The sequence below is a fragment of the Streptomyces sp. NBC_00075 genome (genome assembly GCF_045041225.1).
Classification (GTDB): domain Bacteria; phylum Actinomycetota; class Actinomycetes; order Streptomycetales; family Streptomycetaceae; genus Streptomyces; species Streptomyces adonidis.
This window is the reverse complement of the sequence record NZ_CP108243.1, coordinates 9,921,830-9,934,286: the sequence shown is the minus strand read 5'-3', so window position 1 is coordinate 9,934,286 and position 12,457 is coordinate 9,921,830. Positions and strand designations below refer to the sequence as shown.

Annotated in this window: 11 protein-coding genes; 5 read left to right on the top strand and 6 right to left on the bottom strand. The window is 71.0% G+C overall.

The features are described 5' to 3' along the window. Window positions 1-90 precede the first annotated feature (90 nt). The 6 genes from OG787_RS43465 to manD form a co-directional block, all read right to left on the bottom strand. Window positions 91-774: a bifunctional 4-hydroxy-2-oxoglutarate aldolase/2-dehydro-3-deoxy-phosphogluconate aldolase gene (locus OG787_RS43465; RefSeq protein WP_405538975.1), complete on the bottom strand. Its 684-nt coding sequence runs from the start codon at window positions 772-774 to the stop codon at window positions 91-93. Between the two features lie 31 nt (window positions 775-805). After that, window positions 806-1,810: a sugar kinase gene (locus tag OG787_RS43460; RefSeq protein WP_369030077.1), complete on the bottom strand. Its 1,005-nt coding sequence runs from the start codon at window positions 1,808-1,810 to the stop codon at window positions 806-808. A gap of 34 nt (window positions 1,811-1,844) precedes the next feature. After that, the gene (locus OG787_RS43455; protein ID WP_405538974.1) at window positions 1,845-2,876 is read right to left on the bottom strand and encodes an L-idonate 5-dehydrogenase; all 1,032 of its coding nucleotides are present in this window, start codon (window positions 2,874-2,876) and stop codon (window positions 1,845-1,847) included. A 26-nt stretch (window positions 2,877-2,902) separates the two neighbouring features. Then, the gene (locus tag OG787_RS43450; protein WP_369030079.1) at window positions 2,903-4,306 is read right to left on the bottom strand and encodes an MFS transporter; all 1,404 of its coding nucleotides are present in this window, start codon (window positions 4,304-4,306) and stop codon (window positions 2,903-2,905) included. A 74-nt stretch (window positions 4,307-4,380) separates the two neighbouring features. Beyond that, a complete protein-coding gene (locus OG787_RS43445; protein WP_405538973.1) occupies window positions 4,381-5,826 on the bottom strand; it encodes a mannitol dehydrogenase family protein in 1,446 nt (481 codons plus the stop codon). Then, window positions 5,823-7,031: a D-mannonate dehydratase ManD gene (manD, locus tag OG787_RS43440; RefSeq protein ID WP_405538972.1), complete on the bottom strand. Its 1,209-nt coding sequence runs from the start codon at window positions 7,029-7,031 to the stop codon at window positions 5,823-5,825. Before manD ends, OG787_RS43445 begins: the two co-directional genes overlap by 4 nt. Before the next feature lie 160 nt (window positions 7,032-7,191). Here manD and OG787_RS43435 point away from each other — a divergent pair, with 160 nt between their 5' ends. From OG787_RS43435 to OG787_RS43415, 5 genes are all read left to right on the top strand, one after another. Further along, window positions 7,192-7,905, top strand: coding sequence for a GntR family transcriptional regulator (locus tag OG787_RS43435; protein WP_369030082.1), 714 nt, complete (start codon window positions 7,192-7,194; stop codon window positions 7,903-7,905). A 409-nt stretch (window positions 7,906-8,314) separates the two neighbouring features. After that, the gene (locus OG787_RS43430) at window positions 8,315-9,535 is read left to right on the top strand and encodes a metallophosphoesterase (protein WP_405538971.1); all 1,221 of its coding nucleotides are present in this window, start codon (window positions 8,315-8,317) and stop codon (window positions 9,533-9,535) included. A gap of 63 nt (window positions 9,536-9,598) precedes the next feature. After that, on the top strand, window positions 9,599-9,961 hold the full coding sequence (locus tag OG787_RS43425; RefSeq protein WP_405538970.1) for a winged helix-turn-helix transcriptional regulator: 363 nt from the start codon (window positions 9,599-9,601) through the stop codon (window positions 9,959-9,961). Between the two features lie 123 nt (window positions 9,962-10,084). Then, window positions 10,085-11,122 (top strand): zinc-binding alcohol dehydrogenase family protein, encoded by a 1,038-nt coding sequence (locus OG787_RS43420; protein ID WP_369030085.1) that lies wholly within the window; start codon window positions 10,085-10,087, stop codon window positions 11,120-11,122. 518 nt (window positions 11,123-11,640) lie between these two features. Beyond that, window positions 11,641-12,435: an SDR family NAD(P)-dependent oxidoreductase gene (locus OG787_RS43415; RefSeq protein WP_369030115.1), complete on the top strand. Its 795-nt coding sequence runs from the start codon at window positions 11,641-11,643 to the stop codon at window positions 12,433-12,435. The last annotated feature ends 22 nt before the right edge of the window (window positions 12,436-12,457 follow it).

Genomic DNA, 12,457 nt, shown 5'->3' with positions numbered 1-12,457 from the left:
CAGCTCGGCCACAAGACGACGGCCACGCCCCCCGCCCCGGCATCCGGGCCAACGACCGCACTTCCCTCGCAAATGTGCCGATTCCCCTGGTCAACGACATGCAAGACCTGTACCACCAGCAGACCAAGAACTTGCTTGTGTCGTACCAGCGGTCCTGGTCGCGTCGGTGAAGGCCCGCGCGCGTCGGGTGATCTCCGGCCAGTCGCCCGCGGCCACGACGGCCGGCGGTACGACCTCCGAACCGGCGCACACCGCGTGTGCCCCGGCCGTGAGGAAGTCGGCCGCGTTTGCCGCGTTGATGCCGCCCGACGCCACCAGCGGTACGTCCGGGAAGGGGCCCGCCAGGTCGCGGAAGTGGCGGGGGCCGAAGGCGCGGGCGGGGAAGATCTTCACCGCCGCCACGTCGAGGTCGAGTGCGAGGCCGACCTCCGTGGGCGTCAGGGCGCCCATGACGACCGGTATGCCGGCCGCCGCTGCCGTCCGGGCGACGTCCGGGCGACAGCCGGGGGTGACGAGGTACTGGGCCCCGACGTCGATCAATTCCTCGGCCTGGCCGGCGGTCATCACCGTGCCCGCGCCGACGCCGTCCTGGCCGTCGGCCACCGCGCGGCGGAGATGGGCAGTGAGGCCGGGGGTGGTGCGGGTGAACTCGATCCAGTGGATGCCGCCCGCGCGAAGGGCCTCGCACAGGGCCGCGGCGTCGGGGATCTCCGGGGCCCGGACGACGGCGATCACCCGGTCCTTCGACAACTGGGCGAGGAAGTCGGTGCTCATGGTGCCAGGGCTCCTTCACGTGTCTGTGGGTTCAGCGTGGGGTCGTGCCGGACCAGCCCGCGCCGTCCAGGGTCAGGTGGCGGTCGGTCTCCGGGCGCGGTGGCAGGGCGGGGACGTCGGCCCTGGTCCGCAGTGCCGCGGAGGCTGCCAGGTGGCCGAGGCGCAGACGGGAGCGTTCGTCGCGGTTCTCCAGTACGGCGGCCAGGTAGCCGGCGGCGAAGGCGTCGCCCGCGCCCACCGGCTCGACCACCCGGGTGGGCAGCGCGGGGACGAACGTACGGGTGCCGTCGGCGTAGGAGGTCGCGCCGTGTTCGGCGTCCTTGACGACGATCAGCGGGGCGGGTGAGAGCAGCTCCGCCACGTCGTCCGGGTGGGCGGTGCCCCAGAGGGCCTCGGCCTCGTCCCGTCCGACGAACACGATGTCGGCGGCGCGGGCGAGTGTCAGCAGGCTCTTCGCGGCCTCCGCGGTGCCGCCCTGCCACAGTGCGGGGCGGTGGTTGACGTCGAAGGAGACGGTCGGCCCGCCGGTGGCGCGGTCGACGAGGATCGACTCCAGCAGCCGGGCGCAGCTGTCGGAGAGCGCCGCGGCGACGCCCGACAGGTGCACGATGCGGGCCTGGCGCAGCGCGGGCAGCCGGGTCAGGTCCGGCCCCATCAGGGTGGCGGCCGATCCGCTCCGGTAGTAGTGGGTGCGGGTGCCGTTCGGGGTCGGATCCTTGAAGTAGACGCCGGTCGGGCGGACCGGGTCGGTCTCCACCCCCGTCACGTCCACGCCGCGCGCGGTGAGTTCGGCCAGGATGCGGCGCGCGAACGGGTCGTCGCCCAGGCGGCTCACCCAGGCGACGCGGTGACCGAGGGCGGCCAGGGTGCAGGCGACGTTGGACTCGGCACCGCCGATGGCCATGGCGAGCGTCGACTGCTCGGCGAGCGGGCCGCTGCCCGGTGGGCTGAGGACGGCCATCGTCTCGCCGACGCACACGACGTCGGCCGCCTGTTCCTGTCCGTCGGCCGTACGGGGCGGTGGCGGCAAGGGCACGGGAATCTCCTGGTTCTCGGGAGGGGACGGGTGGTCAGGTGGCGGTCAGGCGGAGCATCACCTTGCTGCTCCCGCTGCCCGGGTCGGCCGCGACGGCCAGTGCCTCCTCCGCCCGTTCCAGCGGGAAGCGGTGGGTGATCACCGGTGTCACGTCCAGACCGTCCCGCAGCGCGAGCAGGGCGTCGTCGATCTCCTCGACGAAGCGGTAGGAGCCGATCCAGGTGATCTCGCGGGTCACCAGGTCACCGAGGGCGGCGGAGACCGCCGTACCGGGGAGGTTGCCGACCTGGACGAGCGTGCCGCCGCGAGCTGTGGCCCGTAGGACCGGGCCGAGCGCGGAGGGGGCGCCGGACGTCTCGAAGACCACGTCCACGTCCTCGGGCAGACCCTCGCCGCGGGAGATGTCGCGGGTCTCGTCGGCGCCCATCGCGCGGGCGACGGCGAGGGAGGAAGGAGATAGGTCGGCGGCTATGACTGTGCCCGCCCCGTGGTGTCTGGCGGCGGCCACGACCAGCGAGCCGATCGGTCCTGCACCGTTGACCAGGACCGTCCGGCCGCGCAGCGCCGGGACCCGGCCCACGGCGTGCAGGGCGACGGCCAACGGTTCGGCCAGGGCGCCCTGTTGGGTGTCGACGCCGTCCGGCAGTGGTCTGACCTGGGCCGCGCGGACCGTACGGTATTCACTGAACCCGCCGTCGGTGTGCGGGTCGAAGGCCGCCGAGCCGAAGTAGCGGATGTGCGGGTAGAGGTTGGTGCGTCCGGCGATCCGGTCCGGCAGGACGCCGTCGCCGACCAACTGGGCCGGGTGGACGGTGACCTGCTGTCCCTCGTGCAGACCGGTGACCCCGTCGCCGAGTGCGGCGATCCGGCCCGCGACCTCGTGGCCGAGCACCAGCGGGTGCGACAGGGAGGCGGTGCCGGACGCCCCGTTCTTCCAGTACGCGATGTCGGATCCGCAGATCCCGCCCCACTCCAGGGCGAGCAGCACCTCGTCGGCGCCCGGCACCGGCCGGGCCCGTTCGTCGACGCGTACGTCGCCGGGGCCGTGCACCACGACCGCCCTCATACGGCATGAACTGGTACGGCACGAACTCATACGGCGTCCTCCAGCCGGACCAGGTCGCGTCCCCGTGTCTCGGGTGCCAGGAACGCGCTGACGAAGGTGATGAGCGAGTAGACGACGAGCATCACCGCGATGGGCCACCAGCTGCCGGTGACGGCGGTGAGCGAGGCCGCGAGGACCGGGCCGATCGCGGTGGTGAGGATGCCGCCGATCTCCTTGGCGAGCGCGAGCTGGGTGAACCGGGTGCGGGAGCCGAAGAGTTCGGCCATCGTCACGCTCTCCAGCGAGAAGAGGCCGAGGACGCCGATGTTCAGACCGAGGACCATGCCGAGCATCAGCGCGGGGGTGGAGCCGGACGTGATGAGGAACATCACCGGGAAGGCCATGACGACGGTCAGCAGGGAGAGCGCCATGTAGAGCGGGCGGCGTCCGAAGCGGTCGCCGAGCATGCCCACCGCCGGCACGGTGGCGAAGCCGAGGAGTGAGCCGTAGACGATCGCGTCCGTGGGGATGGAACGTCCGACCGAGAGGTTGGTGGCGATGTAGCCGACCAGGAACGTCTGGATCAGCCCGGAGTTGCCCGCCTGGCCGAGGCGCAGCCCCAGCGCGAGGAAGAACGCCCTGCCCTTGCGCTGGCGGATGCCCGCCGCGAGGACGCTGCTCCGGTGCTCGTCGACGTCGGAGACGGCGGCGATCGTGGACTCGACCTCGCCGCGGTCCATCGCCACACCGTCGACGACGTCGGGGCGTTCCTCGAAGACCGGGCTCTCCTTGAGGCCGCCGCGCAGCCAGACCGCGAAGAGCATGAGGACGAAGCTCAGCAGGAACGGCAACCGCCAGCCCCAGGAGAGGAGTTGGTCCTCGCTGAGTACGCCGATCAGGATGGCCCACAGCCCGGAGGCGGCGAGAGTTCCGGAGTTCGTGCCGAGCGACACCAGCGAGGCGATCAGGCCGCGCCTGCGTACGGGGGCGTACTCGGCGAGCAGCACGGTGGCCCCGGCGATCTCCGCACCGGCGCCGAAGCCCTGGATCAGCCGCAGCAGGACGAGCAGGCTCGGCGCGAGGATGCCGATCGTGGCGTAGGTGGGCAGGGCGCCGATGAGGGTGGTGGACGCGCCCATCAGCAGGATCGTGATGACGAGGACCTTCTTGCGGCCGATCCGGTCGCCCATCCGCCCGAAGTAGATGGCACCGGCGAGCCGGGCGACGTAGCCGACGCCGTAGGTCGCCATCGCGGCTATCAGTCCGATCGCGGGGCTGACGTCCGGGAAGAAGATCTTGTTGAAGACGATCGCGGCTGCCAGCGAGTACAGCTGGAAGTCCATGAACTCCATGGCCGTACCGAGCCAGCCGGAGACGGCGGCCTTGGTGAGATCGCGTGTGGTTCGCCGAGCGGGGTGAGCGGTCTCCGCGAGGGTGGGGCTGTCGTGCATCGTGAACTCCGTTGTTCGTATGCCGTGTTGGGGACGCGGGTCGGGGACGGGACGGGGGACGGGCGGGGCGGGGCTCAGATCTCGATGCGTCCGGCATGGAGGGCGGGCAGTCGGCCGGCGATCGCGGTGGTGAGTGGGTCGTCGTCGGCCAGGTCCGTCGCGCCGAGGGCGCGCAACAGTGCGCGGACCGTCTCCACGGGGGTGGTGCCCGGGTCCCAGCAGGCGGCGAAGGTGTCGGCCGCGGGGTCGGTGAACGTGCCGGGTGGGCGGGTGCCGAACGCCCAGGCGGCGAGGGCGAGTTCGAGTACCGGGGCGCTGGTGCCCCGGGCGCGCAGCGTGCGCAGGGCGGGCAGCCAGCGCTCCGGGATCTTCAGGGATCCGTCGGAGCCGATCTGCCGCAGCAGGTGGTGCATCGCGGGATTGCGGAAACGTACGACGACGTCGTCGGCGTACACGCTCGGATCGGGGCCGTCCGCCGGGAGGGTGGGGGCGACCTCCGCGCACAGCGCACGGACGAGACGCTCGCCCCAGTCGGTCGCCATGGTGTCGGCGACGGTGGTGCGGCCCGCTGCCGTCCCCAGGTACGCGAGCGCCGAGTGGGAGCCGTTCAGCAGCCACAGCTTCGTGAGCTGATACGGCGACACATCCCTGACGAACAGGGCGCCGTCCCGTTCCCACGGCGGGCGGGGCGCCGCGAAGGAGTCCTCCAGCACCCACTGCCGGTACGGCTCGGCCGTCACGGGCAGCTCGTCGCGTACGCCGAGTGCGGTCGCCGCGGCCACCCGGTCGGCCTCGCTCACCGCGGGCACGATCCGGTCGACCACCGTCGCGGGGAAGGCGACGGTCTCGGCGATCCGGCGCAGGATCCGGTCCCGGTCGGGCCAGTCGGACGCGCGGACGAACTCCCGTACGACCCGGCTCAACACGGCGCCGTTGTCCGCCATGTTGTCGCAGGACACGACGCTGATCGGCGCACCGCCCGCCCGGATCCGCGCCGCCAGCCCGGCGGCCAGCCGCCCGAGCACGGTGGTGAGCGGCCCGTCGGGGTCCGCGACGAGGTCGGCGGCGACGGCGGCCGTGTCCAGCCCGCCCGTGGACGCGAGACGGTGGTAGCCCTTCTCGGTCACGGTGAGCGTCACCACCGTCACCTCAGGATCGGCCAGCAGGGCGTCGACGGCCTTCGCGTCGGGGCGCATGGCCAGCGCGTCGACCACCGCGCCGACAACCCGGGTGCGCGGGCCCTCCGGACGACGCTCGGTGAGCGAGTACAGGCAGTCCTGGGCCCGCAGGGCGCGTACGGTGTCCGCCGAGCGGGGCGCTACGGCGGTGATGCCCCAGGGCTCGCCGGAGCGGGCGGCGGCGTTCTCGGTGTAGACCGCCTGGTGGGCGCGGTGGAAGGCGCCGAGTCCGAAGTGGACCACGCGGGTGCGCAGTTCGGCGGGGTCGACCGCGGGCCTGGCCTGCGGGGCGAGCGGCGTCGTACGGCTCAGCGGCTTCGTAGGGTTCGGTCGCGCGCTCACCAGTCGTGCACCGACCCGTCGAGGCGGCGCGCGACCGGGAGATAGCGCTGTTGGTACGGGAAGCGCTCCGCCGCTTTCTCGTCGTACTCGACGCCCAGGCCCGGCTCCTCGGACGGGTGGAGCATGCCGGCGGAGAACGTCACGCCGGTGCGGAAGACCTCGGCGGCCTCGTCGGGGTGACCCATGTGTTCCTGGATGCCGAAGTTCGGCACGGCGATGTCGAGGTGCACGGCCGCCGCCATGCTGACGGGAGAGAGGTCGGTCGCGCCGTGCGAACCGGTCCGCACCTGGTACAGCGCGGCGAGGTCGAAGATCCGCCGCAGGTGGGTGATGCCGCCCGCGTGGACGACGGTGGTGCGGACGTAGTCGATGAGCTGCTCGGTGATCAGGTCCTTGACGTCCCAGATCGAGTTCATCACCTCGCCGACCGCGATCGGGGTCGTGGTGTGCTGCCGGATGAGCCGGAACGCCTCCTGGTTCTCGGCCGGGGTCGGGTCCTCCATCCAGAACAGCCGGCACTCCTCGACGCTCTTGCCGAAGCGGGCGGCCTCGATCGGGGTGAGCCGGTGGTGGACGTCGTGCAGGAGGTGGAAGCCGAAGCCGAAGCGTTCCCGGACGGCTTCCAGATAGGTGGGGGCGAACCCCAAGTAGGCCTCGGTGTCCCACGGTTGCTCGTCGGGCAGTTCGGTCGCGGCCGGTTCGTAGACCTTGCCCTTGCGGACGCCGTAGGTGCCGCCGACGTCGGGCACGGCGGCCTGGGCGCGGACGGCCTTGTAGCCCAGCTCCAGGTAACGCTCGACGTCGTCCAGCAGCGACGGCACATCCGTGCCGCTGGCGTGCGAGTAGACCAGGACACCGTCCCGGGACCGGCCGCCGAGGAGCTGGTAGACGGGTAGCCCCGCCATCCTCCCCTTGATGTCCCAGAGCGCGGTGTCGACGGCGGCGATCGCGGTCATGGTGACCGGTCCACGCCGCCAGTAGGCGCCTTTGTAGAGGTACTGCCACATGTCCTCGATACGGGCGGGGTCCTTGCCGATCAGCAGGGGGACCACGTGATCGCGCAGATAACTGGCGACGGCCAGCTCACGGCCGTTCAGCGTGGCGTCACCGAGGCCGGTCACGCCGTCCGTGGTGGTGATGCGCAGCGTGACGAACGTGCGCCCCGGAGAGGCGACGAACACGTCGACGCGCTCGATCTTGCTCACGGGTGACTCTCCTTCGAGGGTGCGTACGACTTGTCGGCCAGTACTTGTATACAAGCATGTGTCGTGAAGTTGCAATGGTCGTGTCGCCACGTTTTTACGCCCCCTGCCCCACCGCGGGCTCCGCAGCTCACGGGCGCGCACCCACCGATACGATGGCCCCATGGCTCAACCGAAACGGGACCGCACGAGTCGACGCGAGATCTATCTGAAACTGCGTCAGATGGTCCTGACCCTCGAACTCGCCCCGGGCGCCGCCCTGTCGGAGAACGAACTCGCGGCGTCTCTGGGCGTGAGCCGGACACCGGTGCGGGAGAGCCTGATCCTGCTGTCCCAGGAGGGGCTGGTGCAGGTCTTCCCGAAGATCGGGTCGTTCGTCTCCCGGGTGGACCCGGCGCAGGTCGCCGACGCGCAGTTCCTGCGGGAGGCCGTCGAACTCGCCTCACTGGACGATCTCCCCGCGGAGCTCGACCCCGCGGTCGACCGGGAACTGCGCGAGAACCTGGACCGGCAGCAGCGCGCGGATCTCGACCTGGAGGAGTTCTTCGAGCTGGACGAGGCCTTCCATCAGGGCCTGATGCGGCTGAGCGGCCACGGCAACGTGTGGACCAACGTCGCCGCGGCCAAGGGGCACCTCGACCGGGCCAGGCGGCTCGGCCTGCATGAGAACGTGTCGCCGGCCGTGTTCGCCGTCCAGCACCGCGAGATCTACGACGCGGTCGTCGCCGGTGATGTCGCGCTCGCCCGCGCCGCCATGCGCACCCATCTGCGGGCCGTCTTCAGCGACATCGAGCGCATCCGCGCACACTCACCGGAACTGTTCGCGAGCGGGCCCTCGACGGTGCCGGTGCGGCGCAATGTGGTGGTGTGGGAGTGACCGCGCGTGCCCGCGGTCTTCCGGTCGGAGCCCTGGCCGAGGGCTCCGGGGTCCCCGAATCCGCTGGAGACCAGGTCCGTGAGCACCCCGATCGCCAGGCGACCGGTCGACCGGCCGTCAGACCCGGAGCCCTTCGCGGAGTCCCGCCCTCCCACGGAGAACCGTCTGCCGGTCGGAGCCCTGGCCGAAGGCTCAGGGGCCCCGAATCCGCTGGAGACCAGGTCCGTGAGCACCCCGATCGCCAGGTGACCGGTCGACCGGCCGTCAGACCCGGAGCCCTTCGCGGAGTCCCGCCCTCCCGCGGAGAACCCCTCGCCCCACGGAACCGCACCTATGAACGCCCCTCCGGGCGGCCCGAGGTCGACCGGATACAGTGCGCGGGACGGCAGCCCGGTCAGAGAGGGGAACCGTGACCGACACCAGCGACACCCGACCCGCCGACAGCGAGACGCAGGCTCCGCGGCAGAGCCGACTGCACCGCCTGATGCGCTACCTCCCCCTGATCGCACCCGTCCTGCTGTGGGCCGTGCCCTGCTGGGTGCTCCTGTACACCGGCCAGCACTGGCCGCTGCCCGTCACGCTGATCGGCACCGCCCTGTCCGCCCTCGGCCTCGTCGTGATGCCGCTCGCGATGGGGCGCGGCCACGGCCGACGCCAGCAGGACCGGGCGGCGATCGTCGGTGACACCCTGCTGGGCGCCGGCTGGGTCCTGTTCACCTGGTCCGTCCTGCTCGGCATCCTCTTGCGGCTCACCCTGACCGTGACCGGCGTCGGTGAGAGCCAGGACCGCGCCCGGATCGTCACCTGGGCCGTCCTCGGCACCACCGCCCTCCTGCTCGCCTGGGGGTACGCCGAAGCCCGCCGCGTGCCGCGCGTGCGCCGCCTCGACGTGCAACTCCCCCGGCTGGGTGCCGGGCTGGACGGCCTCCGTGTCGCCCTCATCACCGACACCCACTACGGCCCCCTCGACCGCGCCCGCTGGTCGGAGCGGGTGTGCGAGACGGTGAACACCCTGGAAGCCGACCTGGTCTGCCACACCGGCGACATCGCGGACGGCACGGCCGAACGACGCCGCGCCCAGGCCGTCCCGCTCGGTACCGTGCGGGCCACCCGGGCCCGGGTCTACGTCACCGGCAACCACGAGTACTACAGCGAGGCCCAGGGCTGGGTCGACCTGATGGACGAGCTGGGCTGGGAGCCGCTGCGCAACCGCCATCTGCTGCTCGAACGCGGAGGCGACACCCTCGTGGTCGCCGGCGTGGACGACGTCACCGCCGAGTCCTCCGGCCTGCCGGGCCAAGGAGCCCACCTCGCCGGAGCCCTGAACGGCGCCGACCCCGACCTGCCCGTCCTGCTCCTCGCCCACCAGCCCAAGTTCATCGACCGGGCGGCAGCCGACGGCATCGACCTCCAGCTCTCCGGCCACACCCACGGCGGCCAGATCTGGCCCTTCCACCACCTGGTCCGCATAGACCAGCCCGCCGTCGCCGGCCTGAGCAGCCACGGCACCCGCACCCTCCTCTACACCAGCCGCGGCACCGGCTTCTGGGGCCCGCCCTTCCGCGTCTTCGCCCCCAGCGAGATCACCCTGCTCGTACTTCGCTCCCCGCACCTGCCCACCTCGCAATAGCGCCTCCGGTCGCTCCGACAGGGGACGCCGAGGGTGCCGGTACCCAATGGGTACTATCGCTGGATGACGACGACATCGGACCTCTGCGACGACCCCAAGAGCGTCTACGCGGCCGCCTGCCCCTGCCGCGACATGCTGGATCTGCTCGCCAACAAGTGGAGCGCTCTCGCCCTGGGTGCGCTCGAGGACGGACCGAGGCGCTTCGGAGCACTGCGCGGCCAACTACAGGGCGTGAGCCCGAAGGTCCTCACCCAGACGCTGCGCCGCCTGGAGGACCACGGCCTGATCAACCGCCGGATCTACGCCGAGGTACCTCCCCGTGTCGAATACAGCCTGACCCCGCTCGGCAAGGACGCCTGCGCACCTCTCGCCCATCTGCGTACCTGGGTCGAGCAGAACATCGACCGGTTCCCCGACTCCGACTGACCCCACCTGGACACTTCCCCATGGGAAGTAAGCTCCCTTGAAGGTTACTACCCCCCAGTGGATACCTTGCGGCCATGGCCGCCGCCCCTCGTCGGCCCACCCCACACGTCGAGGAGATCCATCATGAGTGAGACCTGGAAGACGACGACGATGCCTGCCGTCGCCTACCGCAAGAGCCTGCCGATCGATGACGACGAGAGCCTCGTGGACGTCGAGCTGCCCGTACCGCAGCCGGGTCCGCACGATCTGCTGGTCCAGGTGGAGGCGGTCGCGGTCAACCCCGTGGACCACAAGGTCCGGCAGAGCAACGACCCGGGCGGCGAACCCAAGGTGCTCGGCTGGGACGCCGCCGGCACGGTCGTCGCGGTCGGTGAGCTGGTGGAGTTGTTCGAGGTCGGCGACGAGGTCTTCTACGCCGGCGCGATCGACCGGCCGGGCACGAACGCACGCTTCCACACCGTCGACGAGCGCATCGTCGGCCGGAAGCCCGCCACGCTCTCCTTCACCGAGGCGGCGGCGCTGCCGCTGACCTCCCTGACCGCCTGGGAGGGCCTGTTCGAACGCCTGGGCCTGCGCGAGGGCGCTCCGGAACAGACCGGCACGCTCCTGGTGACCGCGGCGGCGGGCGGTGTGGGAGCCATGGTGGCCCAGCTGGCGCGAGCCCTCACCGGCCTGACCGTGATCGGCACCGCCTCACGCCCGGAGACCGTCGAGTTCGCCCGCCGGATGGGCGTGACGCATGTGGTCGACCACCATCGCCCGCTGCCGGCACAGGTGACCGAGGTGGCGCCCGGCGGGGTGGACCACATCTTCAGCACCGTCGGCACGGACCGGAACCTCGCCGCGTACGCCGACATCCTGAAGCCGTTCGGCCGGCTGGTCGCCATCGACGACTTCGGTCCCGTGGAGATCGGCCTGCTGAAGTCGAAGAGCATCTCGTTCCACTGGGAGCTCATGTTCACCCGCTCGCTGTACCGGACCCCGGACCAGGCGGCGCAGCACCACATCCTCGGCGAGATCGCCCGGCTCGTCGACGCGGGCGCCCTGCGCACCACAGCCACCCGGGACCTCGGCGCGATCAACGCCGCCCATCTGCGCGAGGCGCATCGAATCCTGGAGTCCGGCTCCGCCGTCGGCAAAATGACGCTCACCGGATTCTGAGCCGTCCGTGAACCTCCTTCTTCTCGGTCCCGTCTACAGGGCTGATGGAGAACAGACCTTCTCGTAACCATGGAAAGGTGACGGGCATGCGAGTTATGAGGTTCACGCCGGAGCAGCGAACAGATCACCTGCTCAGCTGGGCAACCGAATGGAACGGAACGCGACAAGGGCGAAGTATGTGGGCGTACTCCCTGAGTCTGGGAGGTTCTCATGCCCTTCTGAACGACTGGGTCAACAACGAGAAACTCATGGATCTCCTCTCCCCGGAAGAGAGAGGGGTGATAGCCGCAGCACGCCGACGGGCGACTCGACGCGAGACCGCTGCGATTCGGCGAGCGCGATAGGGGCATATGACCGCCCGCCATTTTCCGAATTCACCGTTCCTCTCCGGAAAGCGGTGAGGCGCGTGCATGAGATCGGCCGGAGTGGCGACCCGATCGGCCTCCGGCGAGGCTGACGGCAGACATACAGACGCGCAGGACGGCCACACGTACAACACGCAAGGGGACTGGTTCCACATGCAGATCGACCTGACGGGACGCACCGCCCTGGTGACGGGCTCGACGCAGGGCATCGGCGCGGCGATCGCCGCCGGGCTCGCACGCTCCGGCGCCCGCGTGGGGGTGAACGGCCGGGACGAGCGGCGGGTCGAGGAGGCCGTGGCGCGGCTGGCGGCGGAGGTGCCGGGTGCCTCCTTCGTACCGGTGGCCGCCGACGTGGCGAACGAGGAGGGCGCACAACGCGTCCTGGAGGCGCTGCCGGACGTGGACATCCTCGTCAACAACCTCGGCATCTTCGGCTCCGCGGACCCGCTGGAGATCAGCGACGAGGAGTGGCGGCGCTACTTCGAGGTGAACGTGCTGGCCGCGGTACGGCTGACCCGCATGTATCTGCCGGGTATGACGGAGCGCGGCTGGGGCCGGATCCAGTACATCGCCAGCGACTCGGCGATCGTCATCCCGGCCGAGATGATCCACTACGGCATGTCCAAGACCGCGCTCCTCGCCGTCGGCCGAGGCTTCGCGAAGCAGGCGGCGGGCACGGGCGTGACGGTCAACTCGGTCATCGCCGGACCCACTCACACGGGCGGCGTCGAGGACTTCGTCTACGAACTCGTCGACCGCGACCTGCCCTGGGACGAGGCCCAGCGCGAGTTCATGCGGAAGCACCGGCCGCAGTCCCTCCTGCAACGGCTGATCGAGCCCGAGGAGATCGCCAACATGGTCGTGTACCTCAGCTCCGACCAGGCTTCGGCCACAACGGGCGGGGCTCTGCGGGTCGATGGTGGATACGTCGACTCGATCCTGCCCTGAGGAGGCGGCGGCTTGGCTTCTG